This window comes from Synechococcus sp. HK05, assembly GCF_019104765.1.
In the GTDB taxonomy this organism is placed as follows: domain Bacteria; phylum Cyanobacteriota; class Cyanobacteriia; order PCC-6307; family Cyanobiaceae; genus Vulcanococcus.
This window is the reverse complement of the sequence record NZ_JAHRXJ010000009.1, coordinates 178,114-201,397: the sequence shown is the minus strand read 5'-3', so window position 1 is coordinate 201,397 and position 23,284 is coordinate 178,114. Positions and strand designations below refer to the sequence as shown.

Sequence of the window (23,284 nt, the reverse complement as noted above, 5' to 3'; positions counted from 1 at the left end):
CTCAAAGCGCGAGCGATCAGCGCACGCGGGCGATTAGCACAGTGGTAGCGCACTTCCTTCACACGGAAGGGGTCACTGGTTCGAATCCAGTATCGCCCATTTCATTGTTCCAAGGTTAATCAAAAACCTTTGAACTTTTTGATCTGATCTCAGCAGCAACAACGGTTTTCAGCAACCGTGTGGTGCAGCACTGTTTTCACGCCACAATGTCGGCAACGACCCAGCCGATGCGCCGTGACCGCCAGTGAGGCCAACCCTTCCACAGCCGGGCAACACGACGCAACGGCTCTGAGCAGCGGCTCCAGCGATCCCTTGATGGTGCTGGGCCAACGCCTGCGGACCGCTCGCGAGCAGCGCGGCCTGAGTAGCGCCGCCCTGGCCGAACAACTGCACATGGGCGAGGAGCAACTCAACGCCCTTGAATCCGGAGACCCGCAGCGCCTGCCGGAACTGGTGTTTGTGATTGCCCAGGCGCGCCGGGTGGCCGCGGCCCTCGGCGTCGATGCCACCCCCCTGGTGGAGCCGCTCAAGCAGCTGCGCAGCACCATCAAGCCGGCCCCAGCCCCCCTGAGCAGCGCCGAGCCCTCCGGCCGTCAACGCCCCCGCGCCCGGCTCAGTCCCCAGAGCTACACCAGTCAGCCGCGTGCCCGCGGCACAGGCGGCGGCGGCGCCCTGCGCTGGCTCGGGAGCGTGGCCCTGTTAGCCGGCATCGGTGCGGCTGGCTTCTGGGGATGGCAGCAACTGCCGCAACGGGCAGCCCGCCGCTCGGCTCCGCAACCGGCCAAACCTGCCCAACCGGCTGCAGCACCAGTTGCAGCCAAGCCCACCCCTAAGCCGGCACCTGCCCCGATTCCCAGCGAACTCAGCCTCAGCGCCGCCCAGCCCAGCTGGCTCACGGTGCGCACCGCCAAGGGAAAGGTGTTGTTTGAGGGCACGTTCCAGGGCAAGCGCCAATTCCCGCTGGCCGGTGGCCTAGAAATCCTGGCGGGCCGCCCCGATCTGGTGATCGTGAGCCAGGGCAACGGCCCCGGCAAACCACTGGGGCCGATCGATCAGATCCGCTGGATGAGCTTCAGCGCTCCTCCACGCTGAGGCGCACGCCCACCGCTTCCTCCACCGCCGCTGCACACGCCGCCAGGCTCCAGCGTTCCAGGCTGAGATCCTGACCGGCATGCATCGGCTCCAAGCGGATCGCGCAGCGGTTGTCGCCCTCGCGCCGCAGCTGCAGACCAGCGAGCACAGGCTCAGGCCGGCGATCGAGCGCCACAGCCAGGCGTAACAGCAGGGCCATGGCCGCCACGGTGCGGCGCTGCTCGCGCCCTTCGATCAGCTGCCACGACTCATGCCGTTTCTTGGGCAGTGAGCGGCGGTGGTAGCGGGCGATCGCCGCCACCATCAAGTGCTCGCTATCGGAGTAGCCCAGCAGCTCGCCATGGCGAATCAGATACCAGCTGTGCTTGTGATATGCGCCCGTGTTGATGTGCTGGCCGCAGCTGTGGAGCATGGCGGCCGCCCAGAGCAGTTGACGGCCACTGCCGTCGTCGCTGTGCAGCAGCCCCTGGCTCTGGCTGTAGAGGCTTTGGACATAAGCCGCCACCCGCTCGGCCCGCGGCACATCCACCTTGTAGCGCTGAGCCAGATGCAGCACCGTGCGCTGGCGGATGCTGCTCTGGAAGGCGAAGCGATCCACGATCAGATCGTTGCGCAGCATCCAATCCACGATCAGCCCCTCCCGCAGGGCCCGCTCGCAGATCACCAGTTCCGACGCACCGAGCATCTCCATGGCGGTCTGCAGGATCAGCGCCCCGGGCACGATGATTTCGGCGCGCCGTTCATTCAGGGCTGGTAAAGCGCGGCGCTGGGCCGGAGTCAGCCCAAGCAAACGCTCCACCAGCTGATCGAGCCGCTGCCGGCTCACCCGATACCCCTGCATGCGCAGGGGCGGCCGTGGTTCATCCGCCGCAGCCAGGGCAGCAATCGCCATCGCCGTGCCGCTGGTGGCCACCATCACCGGCTGTTCCCCGGCCTTCAGCTGTTGGCGCACCTGCAGCACCGCTGGCTCCAGGGAGCCTTGGATGAACGCCCTGAGAAACTCCACCCGCTTGGCAGGCAGCGGCTCCTCCCTAACGAAATCACGCTGCAGCCGCACCGCACCCACACGGGTGCTGGTGAGCACGCGGGCATCGCGGCCGTCGGCCAGCACCAACTCGGTGGAACCACCACCGATATCGAGGATCAGGTGGGGCTGGTCCCCGAAGGCCATGCCCGAGAGCACACCCAGATAGATCAGGCGGGCCTCTTCCGGGCCGCTCACCAGATCCACCTCCAGGCCGAGTTGCTCCTGGATGGATTGCAGGAAATCGCGCCCGTTGGGGGCCTCACGCACCGCGCTGGTGGCCGCGGTGACCACATCACCGGGGTCCACCCCGTGGCTGGCCGCCAGCTCGCGGCAGTGGCGCAGGGTGGTGAAGGCCCGTTCGATCGCATCCGGCGAGAGATCACCGGTTTCGGGATCGCGCTCCCCCAGCCGCGTTGTGGATTTCTCCGTGAGGATCACCGAGAAGGTGCGCAATTCGGTGTCCACCGCTGCCACCAGCAGGTGGATCGAATTGGTGCCGATATCAATCCCCGCCACGGGGCGAATGGAGCTCCCGATGGAGTGGCTGGATGCCTCGCTCACGCGGCCATCGCCTCACGCGCTGCGCCACTTTCGCACTGCTGCTCACCCAATGCTCACCCAAGCGGCAGCCCTAGGGTTTGCGCCACATTGCTGGCTGGCTTTTTGGCACCGCTGCAGACCTGGTTGGCGCTGCTGCGCTGGGATAAACCAAGCGGCCGATTGATTCTGCTGATCCCGGCCGGCTGGAGCCTCTGGCTCTTACCGCAGGCGCCGCCGCCGGCGGTGCTGGTGGGCTGGATTGTGCTCGGCGGTTTAGCCGTGAGCGGCGCGGGCTGCGTCGCCAACGACCTCTGGGACCGGCGCATTGATCCCCAGGTGGAGCGCACCCGCGAACGCCCCCTAGCTAGCGGCCGCATCAGCGTGGCAGCGGCGCTGCTGCTGCTGGCCATCTGCCTGCTGGCGGCCCTGGCGGTGGTGCTCTGGGGGTTACCTGCCTCGAGCCGCGGCCTTTGCCTGGGCCTGGCGATCGCAGCCCTGCCGCCTGTTCTGCTCTACCCCTCCGCCAAGCGCTGGTTTGGCTACCCGCAAGCGGTGCTTGCCCTGTGCTGGGGGTTCGCGGTGCTGATCCCCTGGGCCGCCGGCAGCAGCAGCCTGCAAGGGGGCTGGCCCCTAGCCGCCCTGTGGCTGGCCACCTGCCTGTGGACCTTCGGCTTCGACACCGTGTATGCGATGGCCGACCGCGACGACGATGCGCGGCTGGGGGTGCGCAGCTCGGCCCTGAGCCTCGGCGATCAGGCGCCCATGGTGGTGGGTTGGTGCTACGGCGCCGCAGCCCTTCTGGTGGCCTGGGCCGCTGCCATGCAGGGCGTGCATGGAGGCTTCTGGCTGCTCTGGCTGGTGAGCGCCGGCGGCTGGTGGCGCGAGGCTCAGCTGCTGCAGCGGCCCAATCTGCCGCGCTCCTCCTTCGGGGTGCACTTCCGCCATCAGGTGTTGCTGGGGGCTCTGCTGCTGCTCGCCCTGGTGGTGGGCCGCAGCGGAGGGCTCACGCCATGAGCAGCTGGCCGGCACCGCTGCGCCGCGGCGATCGGGTGCAGCTCGCAGCCGCCAGTTCAGCGCTCCAGGCCGATGCCCTCGAGCGACTGGAGGGCGGCATCGCTGTGCTCGAGAGCTGGGGCCTGCAGGTGGATCGCCACCCGCAGCCCCTGCGGCGCTGGGGCCATCTGGCCGGCACCGACCCTGAACGCCTTAGCGACCTACGGAGCCAGGCCCCCCTGCTGGCCTGCCTGCGGGGCGGCTGGGGCGCCGCCCGCTTGCTGGAGCAGCCGGGCTTGTTCGGCCCGGGCAGCGGCGGGCGGTGGCTGCTCGGCTACTCGGATGTGACCTCGCTGCTCTGGGCCCGCCAGGCCGCCGGCTTCCAAGGCGGAATCCATGGGCCGATGCTCACCAGCCTGGCCGCCGAGCCCAGCTGGAGCCAGGAGCGCTTGCGCCACCTGCTGTTCGGCGAACCCCTGCCCGCCCTCGCCGGTACCCCCTGGGTGAGCGGCGTGGCCGAGGGCCCAGTGCTGGTGGGCAACCTCACCGTGGCCACCCATCTGCTCGGCACCCCGCACCTACCCGAGCTGCGGGGGGCGGTGCTGGTGCTGGAAGACATCGGCGAGGCCCCCTATCGCCTCGATCGAATGCTCACCCACTGGCGGCTCTGCGGAGCCTTGCAGCAGCTGGCCGGAATTGGCTTCGGCAGCTTCAGCGGCTGCAACAACGACGACGACGCGAACGACAGCTGGCGGGCGGTGCTGCAGGAGCGGACCAGCGATTTGGGCATTCCCGTGCTGGCGGATCTACCCGTCGGGCATGAGCCCGGCAATGCAGCTCTGGCGCTCGGACAGCGGGTGCGGCTGGATGCCAACCGCGCCGAGCTGGCGGTGCTTCAGGCCTAACGCGCCGCCAACACCGCCTCAGCGATCGTGAGATCAAAGGGGGTGGTGATCTTGATGTTCGCCGGCGACGACTCCATCACCACAACAGGCCAGCCCAGCCGCTCAAACAACGAGGCGTCATCGGTGACGCTCCAGCCCTGAGCGCGGGCTCGGGCGTGGGCCTGACGCAGCTGCTCCACCGGGAAGCCCTGGGGAGTCTGGGCACCCCAGAGCTGGGAGCGATCCGGGGTGTCTTGAATCACCCCCTGGCCATCCACACGCTTGATCGTGTCGGTCACGGGCGCCGCCGCAATCACCGCTGCTCCGGCCTCCACCGCCGCCGCACAACGATCGATCAAGCCCGGCTCCACCAGGCAACGGGCGCCGTCGTGAATCAGCACGGAGCTGGCACCATCCGGCAGGGCCGCCAGACCGTTGCACACGGAATCCTGGCGGGTGTCTCCCCCCTGGATCCAGACCACCGGCTTGTGGGGCTGGGCCGCGTCCACCATGGCCAGGATGTCGGCCTGATCGATGGGCTGACCCACGATCCCGATCCAGCGGATCGAGGCGGACGCCAGGGCGGCCTCGAGCGTCCAGGCCAGCACAGGCCGGCCCGCCACCTCCAGCAGCAGCTTGTTGCGCTCAGCCCCCATGCGGCGGCCGCTGCCGGCACAGGCGATCAGCAAATGCATGGCGTTCCGGGGCTGAGTAATCCCACCTACATACAATCAGTCGACGCTCCGCCTGCGGCCATGCGCGTTCTGTTTCTGGTTCCAGGCAGCGTTGAAGCTCAGCTCCACTGCCTGCCGGCAGCGGCACAGGTGGCTGAAGGGCTCGGAGCCCAGATCCAAGTGGCCTGTGCGCCAGCCGCGGCCAGTGCCTGGAGCCTGCTACCGGCGGTGGAGAAGCTGATCCCGTTCGATTTCAACGGCAACCCCACGCTGGCCGATTGGGCCAACCTGCTGGGGAATGTGCGCGAGCCCGACTTCCAGGCCTGCATCAACCTGGCCAGCGGGCGCCAGGTGGATCTGATGCTCTCGATGAGCCACATCCCAACCCGGGTGGCCGCAGGCGGCTTCTCCGCCACCAGCACCGTGACCGCAGGCAGCGGTTGGCCTGCCCAGACCATGGCCGCCTATCTGAGCCCCCTTGGCCTGAGCCTCGACGCGAACAGCTTCCGTCTCGCCCTGCCCAAACCAGCGCTGGAGCAGGCCGCCACGCAACTTCCGGCGGGCCAGGGGCCAGCCCTCCTGCTTGCCCCCGCAGGCGGTGCCTCCGATTGGCCCAGCCAGCGCTGGCAGGAGCTGCCGGATCAGGTGCGCGCCAAGCTCCCCGACCTGCGGGTAGTGCAGGCCAAGGGCAGCGGCAAGCTGCTTGAGCGCGCCGCCCAGGTGGCCAGCTGTGATGTGGTGCTGAGCAGCGATCCGATCACCACCGAGCTGGCACTGCTGGCGGGCATGCCGCTGGTGGCCCTGGGCCGTGATGCCGCCAGCCTGCCCAACCGCCAGGGTGTGCAGGCCGTGGGCCAGGCCGGCCAGCTGGATCAGCTCCACAGCGCCGCGGTGCTCACCGCCCTCGGCCTGGGATGAAACGCCCGCGCCGGCCGATCCGTCGCCGGCCAGGCCTGCGCGGTGCACTCGCCAGACAACCCTGGGCGGGCCCCCTGCTGGCCCTTGCCCTGGTGGTGAACGGCGGCGCCCTCGGCTACCGCCTCACCGAAGGCTGGGATTGGGGCGATTGCTATTGGATGGTGCTGATCACCCTCAGCACCCTTGGCTTCAGCGATGAACACACCCCCCTGATCCACACCGGCGGCCGGATCGTGACGGCCCTGCTGCTGGTGGGTGGCTTGGTGGTGGTGCAGCAAACCATTCAGAAACTGCTGGAATTAACCAACTCCGGCTATTTCCGGCGGCTGCGCGAACGGCGCTACCGCCAACAGCTCAAGCGCACGATGAATCAGCACGTGATCCTCTGCGGCTACGGCCGGATCGGGCGCGAGATCGCCGAACAGCTCAGCGGCGAAGGCGTGCCACTGCTGGTGGTGGAAAACGATCCCGATCGGATCGAAGAAGCCCAACAACGCGGGCTGACCGTGCTGCAGGGCGACGCCACCCTCGATGAAACCCTCGAAGAGTCGGGGATTCACCACTGCCGGGCCCTGGTGGCTGCCCTCCCCAGCAATGCCGCCAACCTCTACGTGATCCTCAGCGCCCGTGGCCTGGCGCCCCGCACCCGCCTGATTGCCCGGGCCGATAGCGAAGAGGCCGAAGGCAAGCTGCGCCTGGCTGGGGCCGATCAGGTGGTGAGCCCCTATGTGGCCGGCGGCCGCACCATGGCCGCCACGGCCCTTCGCCCCCTGGCGGTGACCTTTATGGAACTGCTGGCCGGCAGCGATTGCGAGGTGGAGGAGTTCCAACTCAGTGATGACCCCGGCCACCTGGGGGACCTCAACGGCGCCAGCCTGGCGGAACTGCAGCTGGGCCGCCGCAGCGGCGCTCTGGTGCTGGCGATCCGCAATCCCCAGGCCCGCTCCAACAGCGCCAGCAGCTCTGAACTACTGCTCGCCAACCCCGGGGGCGATGTCCGCCTGGCACCGGGCCAACTGCTGGTGGTGATGGGCAGCAAGCAGCAGCTGCAGCGCTTCGGCGACCTGCTGGGCAGCGCCCTCGAGGGTGTCGCGAGCATGCCGGCCTGAGGCCCAGATCTACGCTCGCTCGACCCGAGCCCTCCCCCTGCCATGGCCAACGCCACTCCCCTCAGCGGACAAGTTGCCCTGGTGACTGGCGCCAGCCGCGGCATCGGTGCCGCGATTGCCAAGGAGCTGGCCGCTGCCGGCGCCACGGTGGTGGTGAACTACGCCAGCTCCCCTGCGGCCGCGGAAGCCGTGGTGGGTGAGATCAGTGCCGCAGGCGGTAAAGCCTGGGCCCAGCAAGCCAACGTGGCGGATGAGGAACAGGTGGAAGGCCTGATCAAGGCGGTGCTGGAGAAAGAAGGCCGGCTGGATGTGCTGGTGAACAACGCCGGCATCACCCGCGACGGCCTGCTGATGCGTATGAAGAGCGCCGACTGGCAGAGCGTGATCGACCTCAACCTCACCGGCGTATTTCTTTGCACCCGCGCCGTGAGCCGCTCGATGCTCAAGGCGCGCAGCGGCCGCATCATCAATATCACCTCGGTGGTGGGCCTGATGGGCAACCCCGGCCAGGCCAACTACAGCGCCGCCAAAGCCGGCGTGATCGGCCTCACCCGCAGCAGCGCCGCCGAATTCGCCAGCCGCGGCGTCACCGTGAATGCGGTGGCGCCTGGCTTCATCGAGAGCGACATGACCGCCGAGCTCGACAAGGAGCCGATCCTGAAAGCGATCCCCCTGGGGCGCATGGGTCAGCCCGCTGAAGTGGCCAGCGCCGTGCGCTTTCTGGCCGCCGATCCCGCCGCCGCCTACATGACCGGCCAGGTGCTGCAGGTGGATGGCGGCATGGTGATGCGCTGAGGGCTTAGGTGCCCGGTTGCACGGGCTGCGCCAACTCCTCACGCAGCCGGCGAATCCGCTGCAGCAGCCGCAACCGCCGGCTGCGGGCCGTGAGCGTGAGGAACAGGCGCAGGGGCACGTAGATCAACGCCATTCCCAGGCCGAGGCCCACCGCGATCAGAAACGCCATCACGTCGCTGCCGGTGGTGGGATCCGCCAGGGCCTCCGTGAGTGGGCCGTTGAGGCTGTCCGCCAGGGCGTCGCTGAAGCTGTCCTCCATGGGCGAACCCTATCGGCCGTGGCCCAGGAGCGCAGCAGTGGGGCCGCGCCGATTCGGCTTTCCCCACAAGCCAGCGGCCACCTCGCCATGGGAGCCTTTGGCCATTGCCTGCTCACAGCCCAGCGATGGCCAAGCTGCTCTCCTTCTCTGATGCTTCCCGCGCCTCCCTGGAGCGCGGCGTAAATGCCCTGGCCGATGCGGTGAAGGTCACCATCGGTCCGAAGGGCCGCAACGTGGTGCTCGAGAAGAAGTTCGGCGCCCCCGATGTGGTGAACGACGGCGTCACCATCGCCAAGGAGATCGAACTCGAAGATCCGTTCGAGAACCTCGGCGCCAAGCTGCTGCTGCAGGTGGCCACGAAAACCAAGGACAAGGCCGGCGACGGCACCACCACCGCCACGGTGCTGGCCCAGGCCATGGCCCGCGAAGGCCTGCGCAACGTGGCCGCTGGCGCCAGCCCCGTGCTGCTGCGCCGCGGCATGGAGAAGGCCGTGGCCCAAGTGGTGAAGGGCATCGAAGGCCGCTCCCGCGCCGTGGCCGGCGATGCCATCCGCCAGGTGGCCACCGTGAGCTCCGGCGGCGATGAGGAAGTGGGCCGCATGGTGGGTGAGGCCATGGACAAGGTGAGCGCCGATGGCGTGATCACCGTGGAGGAGAGCAAGAGCCTGGCCACTGAGCTCGAGATCACCGAAGGCATGGCCTTCGACCGCGGCTACAGCTCCCCCTATTTCGTGACCGACGGCGATCGCCGTGTGTGTGAGTTCGAGGGCGCCCTGCTGCTGATCACCGACCGCAAGATCAGCGCCATCAACGATCTGGTGCCGGTGCTGGAGGCCGTGTCGAAGGCCGGCAAGCCCCTGGTGATCCTGGCGGAGGAAGTGGATGGGGAAGCCCTCGCCACCCTGGTGGTGAACAAGAACCGCGGCGTGCTGCAGGTGGCCGCCGTGCGCGCGCCTGGCTTCGGCGATCGCCGCAAAGCGATGCTCCAAGACATCGCCATCCTCACCGGCGCCACCTTGGTGAGCGAAGACCGGGCGATGACCCTCGACAAGGTGACCCTGGAGGATCTGGGCACGGTGCGCCGGATCACGATCAGCAAGGACGAGACCACGATCGTGGCCACCGGCGATCACCAGGCTGCCGTGAGCGATCGCGTGGCCGCCATCAAGCGCGAACTCGACAACACCGACTCGGAGTACGACCGCGAGAAGCTGAGCGAGCGTGTGGCCAAGCTGGCCGGCGGCGTGGCCGTGATCAAGGTGGGTGCCCCCACCGAAACCGAGCTGCGCAACCGCAAGCTGCGCATTGAGGACGCCCTCAATGCCACCCGCGCCGCCGTGGAGGAGGGCATCGTGGCCGGCGGCGGCAGCACCCTGGTGCAACTGGCCGATGAGCTCAACAGCCTGGCCTCTGGCTTGGGCGGCGACGAGCGCACCGGGGTGGAGATCGTGCAGCGCGCCCTCGCGGCACCGCTGCACCAGATCGCGGCGAATGCCGGCTACGACGCCAACGTGGTGGCTGACGAAGTGCGCCGCAGCGGCAAGGGCTTCAACGCCGCCACCGGAACCTACGAAGACCTGCTCGCCGCCGGCATCCTCGATGCCGCGAAGGTGGTGCGCCTGGCCCTGCAGGATGCCGTATCGATCGCCGGCCTGCTGCTCACCACGGAAGCCGTGATTGCCGACAAGCCCGAGCCCCCCGCTCCCCCTGCCCCCGGTGGCGACATGGGTGGCATGGGTGGCATGGGCGGCATGGGCGGCATGGGCATGCCCGGCATGATGTGATCCAGGCCCGCGGTCTGCCTACAGCGCCCGCACCAAGCGGGCGTGAATCCGGCAGACAGCCAGAGCTTCACGGGGCGGATCCGAACACAGCCGCCCCAGTTCCCGATTAAGAGCCTGCAGTTCACCCATCGGCAGGCCTGCCGCGGGCACCACCAGCAGAAGCCCGCCGAGGGCCAACGGCACCATCGCGTGCAATCGCAGAGGGGCCATCAGCACCTCCCGTAAGACGCTTGAGACTCAACAAGTCTGCATCGTGGCGCGGGCGCGAGAGCAACAGCTTCAAAAAGCGTTGAGCGCGCGCTGGTAAGCCGCCACCTGCAGATCCACTCCGGTGATGGCGGTCCCCACCACCACGGCATCGGCGCCAAGGCTGCGGGCCTGCACGGCCTGGTCGGCACTGGCAAGACCTCCTTCACAGATCAGCAGGGTGTCGGCCGGCAGTTGCCGCCGCAGCTCAGGGATGAGATCCCAAGCGGGGGGCTTCAGCACCGTGGTGGCTTCGGTGTAGCCAAACAGCGTGGTGCCCACCCATTGGCAGCCAATCGATGCTGCCGCCAGGCCATTGGCAAGGCTGTCGACATCCGCCATCAGCACGGCGCCCAGATCGGTGCGGGCACGCCGCACCAGATCGGCGAGTACGGCGCCATCGGGGCGAACCCGCTCGGTGGCATCGAGCGCGATCACATCGGCCCCTGCCGCCCAAACCGCCTGGATCTCCTCCCAGCCCGGCGTGATGTAGACGGGGCTATCGGGGAATGTCCGCTTCCACAGCCCCACGATCAGGGCCTCCGGGCAGCGGCGCCGCACGGCACCGATGTGCTCGGGGCTCTCCAACCGCACACCCACCGCACCGTTGTTGAGGCTCGCTTCCGCCATGGCAGCAATCACCTCGTTCTGGCGCATCGGCGACCCTTCTGGTGCCTGCACGGACACGATCAGGCCGCCCTGCAGTTGGGCGCGTTCAGGCAGCACGGCGGAGCTCCTGATCTGGCAACCAGGCCCTCAGTTGCACCACAGCCGGATGGCTGGGGGCCGGCGCCGGCCGGGTAGCTCGAGGCAACTGGGGCTCCAAGCGCGGTGGCGGCTCCTCCGAAACCGGTTCCGGGTCCTGGCTTTGCAGCGATTGCCACCACGCCCAAGCTTCAGGCTCTGCAGCAGCCAGCTCCTGGCCGAGCACCGCCAGGGAGCTCACGCCCTGGCGATGCACCCACTGGCCGAGCAGGCGTTGGATCGCATGGCGATCACGAGCCGCCAAGGCGGCTTGCAGGGCCAGGATCTGCGCCTGTCGGCGGGCCTGAGGCGAAGGAGAAGCGGGAGGTTGAGCAGCCACTGGCAGCGAATCAGGCGAGTTTGCGATCCAGCAACGGGCGGATCAACAGGAACAAACCCAGGGCCAAAGCGGCAAGGATCCCCAGGCAAGCCGCCGCGCTGAGTTGGCCATAAGGGGCCTCCAACACCACAGCAGACAGGGAGAACTGGCCGGCGTAGGCCGCGCGAATCGGTTCAATCGCGAAGGTAAGGGGATTCAGGGCCGCGAGCCAGCCCAACCAGGCGGGCATGAACGAAATCGGAGCCAAGGCGGTGCTCGCGAACAGCAGCGGCAGGTTGGCCACAAAAATCACAGCGATCAGCTCGATGTGGCCTGGTAGCGCGAAGGCCAACCCCAGGCTCAACCCCGTAACGGCAAACACCAGCAGCAGCAGGGTGACCAGCACCAGCAGCAGCCCGGCTCCGCCTGGCCAGCCATACCCCAAGGCCCAGGCAGTGGCCATGATCGCCACGCTCTGCACCAGGCTCAGAGCGGTGATGTAAAGCACCGAGGCCAGCACGATCGAGCTGCGGGAGCGCAGTGGCGCCACCAGCAAGCGATTGAGGAAGCCGAATTCGCGATCAAACATCACCGGCAAGCCCGCATTCAAGGCCGCGCTGAAGGCGGTGAACACGATCACACCGGCACCGAGGAAACGGCCGTAGCTCATGCCATCGGGCAACAGCCCCTCCGGGGCGTTGGCGAACAGAGCCCCGAAGAGCACCAACCAGATCAGCGGCTGAAGCACGCCGGCCACCAGGGTGGAAGGGCGGCGGGCCAGCTGCAGAAACAAGCGGCGCGTGAGAGCCAGGGTTTCCTGCAGCAGCTCCGCCGTGGCAGAGCGCTGAGGGGGGGTACCCGCCGCAGCGTTGAGCAGAGAAGGAGCGGCGCTGGTCATCGCGGCTGACGGAGGAACAACAACAAAAGGGGAAGCAGAAACGCGAGTTAGCGCATCGATTGTTTGCGCTCCGCCTTGGGATCGCGGCTGCCGGCCACGGCCAGCTCCGCATCCATCAGCGTGCGGCCGGTGGCCTGGAGATACACATCATCGAGGCTGGGGCGGCTTTGAGCCAGAGCGAACACGGGCAGCTGGGCCTCCGCGAGCTGGCGGCGCAACTGCTCCACCACGCCGTCGTGCTCCACCACCAGGTTCAACGAATACCCCTGAGCGCGGTTCACCACCACCTGGCGCACACCGGGGCAGCGCTGCAACAGCTGCTGCACCTGCAGGGCCTCGGGTTCATCGCTGAATTCACGCACGCGCAGGGTGACCCGATCACCACCCAGAGCAGCTTTGAGTTCGGACGGCTGGCCCGCGGCAATCACCCGGCCACCCTCAATGATCGCCAGCTGATCGGCCAGGGCATCCACCTCCTCGAGGTAATGGCTGCTCAGCAGCACCGTGGTGCCCTGATCCCGCAGCTGCCGCAGCACCTGCCAGATGGCGGCACGGCTTTCGATGTCGAGCCCCACGGTGGGTTCATCGAGCACCAACACCTGCGGGCGATGCAACAGGCCGGAGGCGAGATCGAGGCGACGGCGCATGCCGCCGGAGTAGGTGCCGCTGCGGCGATCGATCCAATCGCCCATGCCCAGCAGCTCGATTAGGTCAGCGATGCGTTGATCGCGATCGGCGCGGGGCAGGTGATACAGGTCGCCCTGAAGCTGCAGCAACTCGCGGCCGCTGAGGATTTTGTCGAGTGCCACCTCTTGGGCCACATAGCCAAGGCGTTCGCGGACGCCGCGGGGATCCTCCAGGGCATTCACCCCGGCCACGCGCACGCTGCCGCTGCAGGGGGCGAGCAGGGTGGCCAGGATCCGCAGGGTGGTGGTTTTGCCGGCGCCATTGGGGCCGAGCAGCCCAAACAGACTGCCCGCGGGCACGCTCAGATTGAGGCCATCGAGCGCCACAACAGCGCGATCACCCTTGCCATAGCGCTTGCTCACGTCCTGGAGCTCGATCACCGCTTCCGGCATCCCATCCGCCAAGAGTTCAGGCTCCCAGTGGCCCGTGAAGAGGCCAATCTAGAAAGCTCAGGCCGCCAAAACCGCAGCCAGGGTGAAACCTGGCTTGCCGGACCCAGCCAGCGCCAGCAGATCCCAACCCTGGGAACTGAACACAGCACCCGACGGCAGCCGAGCCATCAGCAACAGCAGGCAGATCCCGAATAGATACAGGATCGACCAGCGGAACAAGCCACGGGCGCGCTGCACATCATCGGGATCTTGATGGAGCCGCCAGGCCATCTGAATCAGACGGGCATTGAACGGCAGCAGCAACAAGCCATAGAGCAGCCCGCCACTGGGCAGTGCCCACACCCCCAACAGGCTGAGCAACACCGTGAGGGCGGCATAAAAGCTGATGCCACGAGCGGTGGCGGCGGTGCCCTTCACCACCGGCAGCATCGGAATCCCCACGGCGCGGTAGTCCTCGCGCAGCAGCAGGGCCAGGGCCCAAAAGTGGGCGGGGGTCCACACCATCACCAGCGCGAACAGCCACCAGCTCCCTAGGCCCAGGTGACCCGTGGCCGCCGCGGCCCCCACCAGGGGCGGGATGGCGCCGGCCACCCCGCCGATCACGATGTTTTGCGGGGTGCGGGGCTTGAGCAGGACGGTGTAGAGCAGCACGTAGCTGCAGAGCCCCAGCAGCGCCAGGCTTGCGGCGAGGCAATTCACGCCGCCCACCAGCAGGGTGGCCGCCGTGAGGGCAAGCGCCACGGCAATGGCGAAAGCCGTGCCCATCGACAAGCGACCGGAGGGCAGCGCCCGGGAGCTGGTGCGCTGCATGCGGCCATCGAGCTCTTGCTCCCAAAGGCAGTTGAGAACACCAGCGGCCGCTGCCGCCAACGCACCGCCACCCAGGGTGCAGGCCAAGCGCAACGGCGGCAGGGGCCACCCCTCGGAGAGGGCCATGCCCCCGAGGGTGGTGGCCAGCAGGAGCGGAATCAGGCGCGGCTTGGCCACCTCCAGCCAAGGCGGCAGCTTGATCCGTGCCCGCGAGGGCACCGCCTGGTCACGGCTCAGACCCGTTGAAGCAGCAGGAGCACTAACCACGAGTCACCTCCAAATAAGCGGGCTGAAGCAAGCTGCGGCTGAACCAGGCGGCGAGCACCGCCACCAGGAAGGCCGCCATCAATTGGTGCGCCACGGTGACGGCGGGCACCGCCAGGGTGAGACGCAGGCTCAGCACCCCAAGCGCCACCTGAGCCAGCACGGCCAAGGCCGCCAGCGCGGCCAGGAGTCGTTCGCTCTGGCGGCGCCAGAGCCCCCAGGCGGCGGCCACCAACGCGGCCACTGCCACGGGCCGAGCGCCCAGGCGATGGGCCAAGAGCCAACCGCAGCCCTCGCCTGAGCTGAGGCAACGCCCGGCAGCCCACTGGGTGGCCATCAGTCCACCAAGCAAGCACTGGCCTAGGGCCAGCAGCGCCACCACACCGAGCAGCGTGGGCCAGAGCCGATCCACCGCACAACGGCTCTGGAGAGGAGCCATGCCACTGGGGGTTGGCTCCAACAACACCTGCGTGCAGGCGCTGAGCAGCGCCACCAACAGCAGTGCCGTGATCAGGTGAGCCGTGACCACCGAAAACGGCAACAACAGGGTGACCGTGAGAGCGCCAAGGCCGCCTTGAACGGCCACCAGCAGCAGAGCTGCCCCGGACAGCCACGGCACGGCACGGGGCAAGTCGCGACGCCACCAGGTGCTGAGCGATGCCTGAACCAACAACCCCACACCCACCACAAAGGCGTCGAGGCGGTGAAACCATTCCAGGAACACCTGCAGATTCATCTGCCGGCCCGGCAGCAGTGAGCCGTAACAGAGAGGCCAATCCGGACAAGCCAGGCCCGCCTCCATCACCCGAGTAGCCCCACCAATGCCTACCAAAGCAATCAGTGCCACCAATAAGTGGGCACTGAGCGCCGCGAGAGCGCTACGACGACCGATCGGCGGCGAGAGGGCAATGGCCGTCATCGGACGACTGAAACCAGGGTTGAGCTGAAACTAACCAGGGCAACAGGCGGCCACACGATTGCATCAATCGACGTTGCAATCGGTGTTCAATCCCTCACCCGAACCAAGGACATTGCTGCAAAGGTCAACAGCCGCAGCCCAGCCCTGGCGATCCTCCATAGGGTTGGTCGTTCGAAGCCGCAGCCATGCGGGTCCCTCCCTCCATCCTCACCCTGCTCACCGGAATGGCTCTGGTGCTGGCAGGGCTATGGATTGGCCAGAACGTGAACCTGCTGCCGACAGACGCCAGCGCCAATGCACCGGTTTACGACGAACTCTTTAAGGTTTTGTTCAGCATTGGCGCGATCCTGTTCATCGGGATCGTGGGCTTGATTGTTTACAGCCTGGTGCGCTTTCGACGCCGCGTGGGAGAAACCGGCGATGGGGCAGCCATCGAAGGGAATCTGCCGCTGGAGATCGTCTGGACGGCCATCCCCGCGGTGGTGGTGCTGTTTGTGGGGATCTACAGCTACGACATTTACGACCGGATGGGCGGGATGACCCCGCTCAACGATCACAGCATGCACGGCATGCAACACAGCGACGAGCGCACCTGGGGTGGGATCAGTCCGGTGGCGCTCGAGGGAGACGGGGCGATCGCGGCGCTGCCGGTGGACGTGACCGCCATGCAATTTGCCTTTATCTTTCATTACCCCGATTCCGACATCACCAGCGGCGAACTGCATGTGCCGGTGGGGCAGCCGGTGGCTCTGCAGATGAAAGCCCTCGATGTGATCCACGCCTTCTGGGTGCCGCAGTTTCGCCTGAAACAGGATGTGATCCCAGGCCAACCAACCCTGCTGAGCTTTACCCCCACCCGAGCGGGGCAATACCCGATCGTGTGCGCTGAGCTCTGCGGCCCGTATCACGGCGGCATGCGCTCCACGGTGGTCGTGGAAGAACCGGAAAGCTTTGCCGCCTGGGTGGCGAAAAACAGCCCCAATCCCCCTGCTGAGTCCCCCGCCGCGGTGCAGTCATGACCCTCAGCCTCAACCCCAGCCCCTCGCTGCAGCCCCAGGGCTGGCTGCGCTACCTGAGCTTCAGCACCGACCACAAAGTGATCGGGCTCCAGTATCTGGTATGCGGCTTTCTCTTCTATTTGATCGGCGGCGCCCTGGCCGGCGCGATCCGCACGGAGCTACTCACCCCCATCTCCGATTTCCTGCCGCGGGAGACCTACAACGAAGTGCTCACCCTGCACGGCACGGTGATGATTTTTCTGTGGATCGTGCCGGTGGTGAATGGCGCCTTCGGCAACTACCTGATCCCCTTCTACGTGGGTGCCCGTGACATGGCCTTCCCGCGGCTCAATGCCGTGGCGTTCTGGTTGATTCCCCCCGCGGGGATCCTGCTGATCAGCAGCTACTTCATCACCGGCGCCGCCCAATCCGGCTGGACGGCCTATCCACCCTTAAGCATCACCACACCAGCCACAGGGCAGATCATCTGGATCCTGAGTGTGCTGCTTCTGGGGGGCAGCTCAATTTTCGGTGGCATCAATTTCATCGCCACCATCCTCAAGCTGCGCCGCCCTGGCCTTGGCTTGATGCAATTGCCGATGTATTGCTGGGCCATGCTCGGTACCAGCATCCTGGTGGTGCTCTCCACCCCCGTGCTAGCCGGCACCTTGGTGCTGCTCAGCTTCGACATCATTGCCCACACCGGCTTCTTTAATCCGGCTCTCGGTGGCAATGCTGTGGTGTACCAGCACCTGTTCTGGTTTTACTCACACCCAGCGGTGTACATCATGGTGCTGCCGGCCTTTGGCCTGGTGAGCGAGATCCTGCCGGTGCATGCCCGCAAGCCGCTGTTTGGCTACACCACAATGGTGTATTCGATCATGGCGATTGTGTTTCTGGGCTTGATCGTGTGGGCGCACCACATGTTCACCAGTGGCACACCTCCTTGGATGCGCCTGTTTTTCACGATCGCCACCGCGTTTATCGCCGTTCCCACGGGCATCAAGTTTTTCAATTGGTTGGCCACCCTCTGGGGCGGCAAAATCAGCCTCAACACGGCAATGCTGTTCTGCTGTGGCTTCATCGTGAACTTTGTGTTCGGCGGCATCACCGGCGTGGCACTGGCCCAGGTGCCCTTCGACATCCACGTGCACGACACCTACTTCGTGGTGGGGCATTTCCACTACATCGTCTACGGAGGCACGGTGTTTGTGATCTTTGCCTCGATCTACCACTGGTACCCGAAGGTCACCGGCCGGATGCTGAATGAACCCCTCGGGCAACTGCACTTCTGGCTCACCTTCATCGGTTTCAACCTCTGCTTTGCCCCTCAGCACTGGCTCGGCCTCAATGGCATGCCCCGGCGCGTGGCCGAATACGACCCTCAGTTCACCCTGATCAATCAGTTCAGCAGTGCCGGCGCCCTGCTCATGGCGATCAGCACACTGCCCTTTCTGCTGAATGTGGTGATGAGCGCCTTCAACGGGGCCCCCGCCGGCGACAACCCCTGGAAGGCTCTCACCCCTGAGTGGCTCACCAGCTCACCGCCACCGGTGGAGAACTGGCACGGCGAGCCGCCACTGGTTCATGAGCCCTATGGCTACGGCGTCGCGCCCGGTGAACTGAGCCTGGAGGCCAGCAGTGGCCGTGACCTGTGGACCCTTGGCCAAGGAGATCAGCGATGACGAGCCTTCAGAGCGACAACCTTGCCTCCCCCGTCAGCGCAGCTGACCACGACCATGCAGACGGCCACGGCGACCACCGCATCTTCGGCCTGGCCACCTTCCTGGTAGCGGATGGCATGACCTTCGCCGGCTTCTTTGCGGCGTACCTCACCTTCCGGGCTGTGAACCCGTTGCCCTCCGGGCACAACTACGAGCTCGAGCTACTGCTGCCAACGATCAACACGCTGTTGCTCCTGGTGAGCAGCTTCACCTTCCATCGGGCAGGGGCCGCCCTGCGGCGCGGCAATCACCCGCTCTGTCAGCGCTGGCTGCTGCTCACCGCTGCACTGGGCTTCAGCTTCCTGGCCGGTCAGATGAAGGAGTACTTCGCCCTGCCCTTCGGCCTCACCGACAACCTCTTCGCCAGCACCTTCTACGCCATTACGGGGTTCCACGGCCTGCACGTGACCCTGGGCGGCCTGATGATCCTGATCGTGTGGTGGCAAAGCCGAGAAGGCGGAAGGATCACGATCGACAACCAGTTCCCGTTGGAGGCGGCAGAGCTCTACTGGCACTTTGTGGATGGGATCTGGGTGATCCTCTACGGCCTGCTGTATCTGCTTTGAACACAGTTCTCTGCTTTTGCCCTTGCGGGTGATTGCAGTTGATCGGCACAATCGGGCGACCAGATCTCAGCCAAGCCGGTGTTCGTTGAAGAGAAAGTGAGCACGCCCGTGCAGATGCTGGAAGGGAAGGCCCTCCTCGACAAGGCCCGTGCCCTGAGCAATCGCCCCGAAGACCAGATCGCCAGAGCCTGCGGCTATGTGGGTCCCAGCGGCCGGTTGCTGAAGAAGAGCTTCTACCGCGCCCTGGTGGAAGCGAAGGGCTACAAACTGCCCAGTCACGCCAGCGGTGGGAGCGGCGGTGGTAGCGGCACCCGCGGCCGCCAGGCCGAATTCCGCACGCGGGTGCATGGCAACGGCAATCTGCTGATCGGCCATGCCTACACCCGCCGCATGGGTCTGGAGCCGGGCCAGGAATTCAAGATCGAAATTCACCAGGAAACCGGCTCGATCTGGTTGCTGCCCCTCGATGAAGCCAACGAGAGCAGCAACACAGGCGAGAGCAACGCAGCCGATCAGGCCGGCTGAGCAGGCCCGCCCCGATCATCAGGACCGTGGAAGGCGGCACTGAACACCAGCAGATCAATGCCGCTGAACAGGAAGCTGATCCCAACCAGGATCCCCAACACGCTCAGCAAGCCGCCGTCTCTCATCGAAACGATGATCAGTCCCAGGACGAAGGTGACGACGCCATTGGCCAGGCCCCACCCCCATCCGAACATCTCCCTATGGGAGAGCGCCACGATCGCGGCCACGACACCCTCCACCAGGAACACGATGCCGATGGCAAAGGCCAGCGCCGCCACCTGCGCGGCCGCCGGCACGATGCCGGCACTGAACTGCTGAATAATCCAGGCGCCGGTGACCAGGAAGAGAGTGGACACCACCAGGCGCCAGAAGCAATGCCAGCGGCTCAGGCGGCGTGAACGGGTGAGGCTGTTGATCCAGCCAAAGATGCCGCCCACCAGAAAGGCCAGGGCCACGATCACGGTGACCCAGGCGGAGGCGATCACGGGGAACAGCAGCGCCAGCACGCCGAGCACCAGCAGCAAGATGCCCTCGGCAATGGTGAAACTGCGCAGGGAGCTCACAGCGAGCTCAGGTCTGTCGGAAGCCATAGAAAACGGTCGTCTACCAGAAGGTAGACATCACCGCTGCGATCGTCAGCTCCAGCCGTGTTCAGCCAGCCAGCCAGCGTCGATCGCGGGGGCTGAGGCGGTGTTGGCATCACGCTCCTGGCGCCAACCCAACAGCCGTTCGGTGTACTTCGCCAGCAGATCCGCCTCGAGATTCACCGCATCCCCCACCCGCAACTGCCGCAGGGTGGTGGAGCTCCAGGTGTGGGGAATCACCGCAATCCAGAACTCCGCCCCATCGGCGCTGCAATCGGCCACGGTGAGGCTGATGCCATCGACGGCCACACTGGCCTTCTCACACACGTAGCGGCCATAGGCGGGGTTAGCCCAGCGCAGCACCAGCCGCCAGGAAGCCGGTTGCTGCTCCACAGCCACCACGGTGCCCAAGCCATCCACGTGACCGCTCACCAGATGGCCGCCGAGGCGATCCGCCAAACGCAGGGCCGGCTCGAGATTCACCCAGCCGCGCCGATCAGCCTTGGCGGCCAGGGTGGTGCGGGCCAGGGTTTCCTCGCTCACATCGGCCTTGAAGCCATGGGCTGACCGCTCGGTCACCGTGAGGCACACACCATCCACGGCCACGCTGTCACCGAGGGCCAGGGCGGCGGGATCGAGCCCGGCTTCAGCTGACACGCGCAGCTCCACACCGCCGCTGCAACGCTGCAGCTGCCCCACGGCCTGCACCAGCCCGGTGAACATGCGGTGCCCCGATCAACCCTGGCCATAATCGGGCAAGGGCGTCTGCAGGCAAGCGATGGTTGAGATGCGCGTGGCCGGCATCGCCCTCGACGCCGCCAGCCGCAGCCCGATCGTGCTGTTGCGCGATCCCTCCGGCCGGCGGCAAGTGCCGATCTGGATCGACCAGGCTCAAGCCCAGAACATCATGGCTGGGCTCAAGGATCAGAGTCCCGCCCGGCCCCTCAGCCACGACCTGATGGCCAAGCTGCTGGAGGCCGGTGGCCTGGAGCTGCAACGGGTGATCATCCACACCATCGAAGACAGCACCTTCCGCGCGGTGCTCAAGCTCAGCGGCAGCGATGGCCAAAGCCACGAGCTCGATGCCCGGCCCAGTGATGCCATCGCCCTGGCGGTGCGCACCGGCAGCAGCATCTGGATGCTGGAGGAAGTGGTGGCCGATGCCTCCATCCCGGTGGATGCCGAAGCCGATGCCGAAGATGCCGCCGATTTCCGCCGCTTCCTCGACGGGATCAGCCCCGCCGAGCTGGTGCGTCACATCCGCCAGGCCCAAAGCGACAGCAACCCAGAGGAGGGTGGCGATGAGGAGGCCCCCGGCGGTGAAACAGCCCCCAGCTGAGCGGCGCCCCTTCGGCCGAGGCCCGGCCGTCTCGCCCTTCTGCCTCGGCACGATGCGGGCCACCGGCAGTGCCGAGCAGATGACCCAGGTGCTGAAGGCGGCCCTGGCGGCCGGCATCAACCACGTGGAAACGGCACCGGCCTATGGCATGGCTGAGCGTTACCTCGGGCTGGCGTTGCGCAACCTGCAGGAGCAGGATCCCGACGTCCACGCCGATCTGGTGCTCACCAGCAAGCTGCTGCCGGGTATCAGCCTGGAGGACGGCCAGCAGCAGCTGGCGGCGTTGCTGGAGCGGTTGGGATTAACCCAGCTCCACAACCTGGCGGTGCACGGCCTCAACCGACCGGAGCACCTGAACTGGGCCCTAGAGGGAGCGGGTGCTGAGCTGCTGCGTTGGGCCCTGGAGGAAGGGCTCGTGGGCCAGGTGGGCTTCTCCAGCCACGGCAGCAACACCCTGATCGAGCAGGCACTGGCCAGCGGGCGCTTCAGCTTCTGCAGCCTGCATCTGCACCTGTTCGATCAAACCCGGCTGGCCATCGCGCAACATGCCCTGCAAGCCGGAATCGGGGTTCTCGCCATCTCCCCGGCCGACAAAGGCGGACGGCTGTATGCCCCCTCAGATGAGCTCCTGGTGGATTGCGCCCCCTTCCACCCCCTGGAGTTGGCTTATCGCTTCCTGCTGGAGGCGGGCATCTCCTCCCTCACCCTCGGCGCTGAACAGCCTGAGGATCTGGCCCTCGCCGCGCGCCTGAGCGGCGCCACGCCCTGGCTCAGCGAGGCCCATCAAGCCGCCCTGGCCCGGTTGGCGGCAGCAGGTCAGGCGCGCCTGGGCACCGAAGCCTGCGGGCAATGCCGCGCCTGCCTGCCCTGCCCCAGCGAGGTGCCCATCCCCGAGCTGCTGCGCTTGCGCAACCTGGCGGTGGGCCACGGCATGAACGCCTTCGCCCAGGAGCGCTACAACCTGATCGGCAGGGCCGGCCATTGGTGGGAGGAGCGCAATGCCAGCGCCTGCCAGCGCTGCGGCGACTGCCTGCCCCGCTGCCCCCACCAGCTCCCGATTCCCGATCTGCTGGCCGACACCCACCAACGGCTGGCGGCAGCTCCGCGGCGGCGGCTCTGGGGCTGAGGTGCGGGCCCTACCCAGCCATCGCCTGATCCCAGAGCTGCTGTAGGTCCTGGCGCTCAGCTGGCGTGAGCGGCGGGAGATTGGTGCAGCGGGCCAGCAGGTCCGGCGGGGGCAGCAGCAAGGGCCGCAGCCGCCGGGGCCAGCGCTGGAGAGCCGGCTGCAGCACAGCCGCCGGGAGGGGCGGCACCCAACCGGCCGCCAGCAAGCGATCCAAGAGCGGCAGGCTCAAGCCATCGCGGATCCACTCCAGCGGCAGGGGCGAGCCAGCCGGCCCCGTGCGCACCAACAGCTGCCACCACAGCGGTGAGCCCGAGGCCGGCAGGACAGCAGCCAGTCGGGGATCACGCTGCAGCAACGGCACGGCGCGCTGGCTGGTCACCACGGCCGCATCCGCATCGCCGGCCAAGAGGAAATTGAGCCCCTGGCGTTCATCCAGGCTGATGGCTTGAGCATGCAAACGCTGCAGCTGCTCCACCAGGCGCGGATCCACCGCACCTGGTGGAAGGCTGAGTTGGCGCCGCGCCAACTCAAGCAGCAGCCTCGGGCTGGCGGGCAGCACCAGCCGCTGCCGAAGGCTGGGATCGAGCAGCAATGACCAACCTTCGCCCTGGCGCCGCAGCAGATCCGGCCGGTTGCGCAGCAGAATCACCCAGGTGCCAAAAGCCCAGGGGAAGGCCTTGACGGCCGCGTCAGGCCCCGCGAACAGACGGCTGGGCGCCTGGGCGATCGGGTCGAGCAGCTCCAGCAGCGCCGCAGCCTCGATGGGCTGCAACAGCCCAGCTGGGAGTTGCTGCAGCCAGCCATCCCCGAGGCTGCTCAGGCTCGGCTGATCACTCGGGCGTTGGAGCTGCTCCAGCAGCTCGGCGGGGTCCTCCAGCACCTGGGAACGCCAGGCCGAGGGCAGGGCCTTGAGCCAGGACGGCGGCAGTTGGCCCCGCACCGTGAGCAAGCGGCCAGCCGCGGCGCCGCGGCGGCATCCCGCCAGGGATCCAGCGGCCAGGGCGGCGCCCCCCAGGCTGGCCAACTGCAGCAGATGGCGGCGCGAGTGCAGAGGGGCTTGAGCCATCG

The 23,284-nt window shown here is 67.0% G+C and carries 26 protein-coding genes and 1 tRNA gene; 14 read left to right on the top strand and 13 right to left on the bottom strand.

Features of this window, described 5'->3' with window-relative positions:
• Positions 1–27 precede the first annotated feature (27 nt).
• Positions 28–99, top strand: a tRNA-Val gene (locus KUL97_RS07850).
• Positions 100–234: 135 nt separating this feature from the next.
• Complete coding sequence (locus KUL97_RS07845; protein ID WP_217796397.1) at positions 235–1,092, top strand: helix-turn-helix domain-containing protein; 858 nt, start codon at positions 235–237, stop codon at positions 1,090–1,092.
• On the opposite strand, the gene KUL97_RS07840 is transcribed toward KUL97_RS07845, so the two are convergent.
• Complete coding sequence (locus KUL97_RS07840; RefSeq protein ID WP_217796396.1) at positions 1,073–2,680, bottom strand: Ppx/GppA phosphatase family protein; 1,608 nt, start codon at positions 2,678–2,680, stop codon at positions 1,073–1,075. The two genes, KUL97_RS07845 and KUL97_RS07840, sit on opposite strands and share 20 nt — an antisense overlap.
• Positions 2,681–2,782: 102 nt before the next feature.
• On the opposite strand from KUL97_RS07840, the gene KUL97_RS07835 reads away from it, so the two are divergent.
• Together KUL97_RS07835 and KUL97_RS07830 are read left to right on the top strand one after the other, a co-directional pair.
• A complete protein-coding gene (locus KUL97_RS07835) occupies positions 2,783–3,673 on the top strand; it encodes a 4-hydroxybenzoate polyprenyltransferase (RefSeq protein WP_217796395.1) in 891 nt (296 codons plus the stop codon).
• On the top strand, positions 3,670–4,557 hold the full coding sequence (locus tag KUL97_RS07830; RefSeq protein WP_217796394.1) for an LD-carboxypeptidase: 888 nt from the start codon (positions 3,670–3,672) through the stop codon (positions 4,555–4,557). Before KUL97_RS07835 ends, KUL97_RS07830 begins: the two co-directional genes overlap by 4 nt.
• On the opposite strand, the gene ispD is transcribed toward KUL97_RS07830, so the two are convergent.
• A complete protein-coding gene (gene ispD, locus KUL97_RS07825) occupies positions 4,554–5,231 on the bottom strand; it encodes a 2-C-methyl-D-erythritol 4-phosphate cytidylyltransferase (protein WP_217796393.1) in 678 nt (225 codons plus the stop codon). The genes KUL97_RS07830 and ispD overlap by 4 nt on opposite strands.
• Positions 5,232–5,291: 60 nt before the next feature.
• Here ispD and KUL97_RS07820 point away from each other — a divergent pair, with 60 nt between their 5' ends.
• From KUL97_RS07820 to fabG, 3 genes are read left to right on the top strand one after another with little or no spacing between them, the layout of a single operon-like run.
• The gene (locus KUL97_RS07820; protein ID WP_217796392.1) at positions 5,292–6,128 is read left to right on the top strand and encodes a glycosyltransferase family 9 protein; all 837 of its coding nucleotides are present in this window, start codon (positions 5,292–5,294) and stop codon (positions 6,126–6,128) included.
• Positions 6,125–7,237: a TrkA family potassium uptake protein gene (locus tag KUL97_RS07815; protein WP_217796391.1), complete on the top strand. Its 1,113-nt coding sequence runs from the start codon at positions 6,125–6,127 to the stop codon at positions 7,235–7,237. The genes KUL97_RS07820 and KUL97_RS07815 overlap by 4 nt, the downstream gene beginning before the upstream one ends.
• Positions 7,238–7,279: 42 nt before the next feature.
• On the top strand, positions 7,280–8,032 hold the full coding sequence (gene fabG / locus KUL97_RS07810; protein WP_217796390.1) for a 3-oxoacyl-[acyl-carrier-protein] reductase: 753 nt from the start codon (positions 7,280–7,282) through the stop codon (positions 8,030–8,032).
• Between the two features lie 4 nt (positions 8,033–8,036).
• Here fabG and KUL97_RS07805 read toward each other — a convergent pair whose 3' ends face one another.
• Entirely contained in the window at positions 8,037–8,291 is a 255-nt protein-coding gene (locus KUL97_RS07805; RefSeq protein WP_217796523.1) for a hypothetical protein, read from the bottom strand.
• Between the two features lie 125 nt (positions 8,292–8,416).
• Between KUL97_RS07805 and groL the strand changes: the two genes are divergently transcribed.
• Positions 8,417–10,075 carry a chaperonin GroEL gene (gene groL, locus KUL97_RS07800; RefSeq protein WP_217796389.1) on the top strand — a complete coding sequence of 553 codons (1,659 nt, stop codon included), beginning with the start codon at positions 8,417–8,419 and terminating at the stop codon, positions 10,073–10,075.
• A gap of 18 nt (positions 10,076–10,093) precedes the next feature.
• On the opposite strand, the gene KUL97_RS07795 is transcribed toward groL, so the two are convergent.
• The 7 genes from KUL97_RS07795 to KUL97_RS07765 form a co-directional block, all read right to left on the bottom strand.
• On the bottom strand, positions 10,094–10,285 hold the full coding sequence (locus KUL97_RS07795; protein WP_217796388.1) for a hypothetical protein: 192 nt from the start codon (positions 10,283–10,285) through the stop codon (positions 10,094–10,096).
• Positions 10,286–10,354: 69 nt separating this feature from the next.
• Entirely contained in the window at positions 10,355–11,047 is a 693-nt protein-coding gene (locus tag KUL97_RS07790; RefSeq protein WP_217796387.1) for an N-acetylmannosamine-6-phosphate 2-epimerase, read from the bottom strand.
• Positions 11,037–11,405, bottom strand: coding sequence for a hypothetical protein (locus KUL97_RS07785; RefSeq protein ID WP_217796386.1), 369 nt, complete (start codon positions 11,403–11,405; stop codon positions 11,037–11,039). Before KUL97_RS07785 ends, KUL97_RS07790 begins: the two co-directional genes overlap by 11 nt.
• Before the next feature lie 10 nt (positions 11,406–11,415).
• Positions 11,416–12,282, bottom strand: coding sequence for an ABC transporter permease (locus KUL97_RS07780; protein WP_010303801.1), 867 nt, complete (start codon positions 12,280–12,282; stop codon positions 11,416–11,418).
• 47 nt (positions 12,283–12,329) lie between these two features.
• Positions 12,330–13,361 (bottom strand): ABC transporter ATP-binding protein, encoded by a 1,032-nt coding sequence (locus tag KUL97_RS07775; protein WP_217796385.1) that lies wholly within the window; start codon positions 13,359–13,361, stop codon positions 12,330–12,332.
• A 57-nt stretch (positions 13,362–13,418) separates the two neighbouring features.
• Entirely contained in the window at positions 13,419–14,438 is a 1,020-nt protein-coding gene (locus tag KUL97_RS07770; RefSeq protein ID WP_217796384.1) for a heme o synthase, read from the bottom strand.
• Positions 14,431–15,354: a heme A synthase gene (locus KUL97_RS07765; protein ID WP_217796383.1), complete on the bottom strand. Its 924-nt coding sequence runs from the start codon at positions 15,352–15,354 to the stop codon at positions 14,431–14,433. Before KUL97_RS07765 ends, KUL97_RS07770 begins: the two co-directional genes overlap by 8 nt.
• A gap of 185 nt (positions 15,355–15,539) precedes the next feature.
• On the opposite strand from KUL97_RS07765, the gene KUL97_RS07760 reads away from it, so the two are divergent.
• The 4 genes from KUL97_RS07760 to KUL97_RS07745 all read left to right on the top strand — a co-directional run bounded on the left by KUL97_RS07760 (position 15,540) and on the right by KUL97_RS07745 (position 19,167).
• Entirely contained in the window at positions 15,540–16,373 is an 834-nt protein-coding gene (locus tag KUL97_RS07760) for a cytochrome c oxidase subunit II (RefSeq protein WP_217796382.1), read from the top strand.
• A complete protein-coding gene (gene ctaD, locus KUL97_RS07755; protein WP_217796381.1) occupies positions 16,370–18,037 on the top strand; it encodes a cytochrome c oxidase subunit I in 1,668 nt (555 codons plus the stop codon). Before KUL97_RS07760 ends, ctaD begins: the two co-directional genes overlap by 4 nt.
• Positions 18,034–18,642, top strand: a complete 609-nt coding sequence (locus tag KUL97_RS07750) for a cytochrome c oxidase subunit 3 (protein WP_217796380.1) — start codon at positions 18,034–18,036, stop codon at positions 18,640–18,642. The genes ctaD and KUL97_RS07750 overlap by 4 nt, the downstream gene beginning before the upstream one ends.
• Positions 18,643–18,756: 114 nt before the next feature.
• Positions 18,757–19,167: an AbrB family transcriptional regulator gene (locus KUL97_RS07745; protein ID WP_217796506.1), complete on the top strand. Its 411-nt coding sequence runs from the start codon at positions 18,757–18,759 to the stop codon at positions 19,165–19,167.
• On the opposite strand, the gene KUL97_RS07740 is transcribed toward KUL97_RS07745, so the two are convergent.
• Together KUL97_RS07740 and KUL97_RS07735 are read right to left on the bottom strand one after the other, a co-directional pair.
• Positions 19,155–19,757, bottom strand: coding sequence for an HdeD family acid-resistance protein (locus KUL97_RS07740; RefSeq protein WP_217796379.1), 603 nt, complete (start codon positions 19,755–19,757; stop codon positions 19,155–19,157). The genes KUL97_RS07745 and KUL97_RS07740 overlap by 13 nt on opposite strands.
• A gap of 45 nt (positions 19,758–19,802) precedes the next feature.
• Positions 19,803–20,474, bottom strand: a complete 672-nt coding sequence (locus tag KUL97_RS07735; RefSeq protein WP_217796378.1) for a riboflavin synthase — start codon at positions 20,472–20,474, stop codon at positions 19,803–19,805.
• A 55-nt stretch (positions 20,475–20,529) separates the two neighbouring features.
• Between KUL97_RS07735 and KUL97_RS07730 the strand changes: the two genes are divergently transcribed.
• Together KUL97_RS07730 and KUL97_RS07725 are read left to right on the top strand one after the other, a co-directional pair.
• A complete protein-coding gene (locus KUL97_RS07730) occupies positions 20,530–21,090 on the top strand; it encodes a bifunctional nuclease family protein (RefSeq protein ID WP_217796377.1) in 561 nt (186 codons plus the stop codon).
• A gap of 52 nt (positions 21,091–21,142) precedes the next feature.
• A complete protein-coding gene (locus KUL97_RS07725) occupies positions 21,143–22,216 on the top strand; it encodes an aldo/keto reductase (RefSeq protein ID WP_254896351.1) in 1,074 nt (357 codons plus the stop codon).
• Positions 22,217–22,226: 10 nt separating this feature from the next.
• On the opposite strand, the gene KUL97_RS07720 is transcribed toward KUL97_RS07725, so the two are convergent.
• Positions 22,227–23,282, bottom strand: coding sequence for a hypothetical protein (locus KUL97_RS07720; RefSeq protein WP_217796375.1), 1,056 nt, complete (start codon positions 23,280–23,282; stop codon positions 22,227–22,229).
• Between the last annotated feature and the right edge of the window lie 2 nt (positions 23,283–23,284).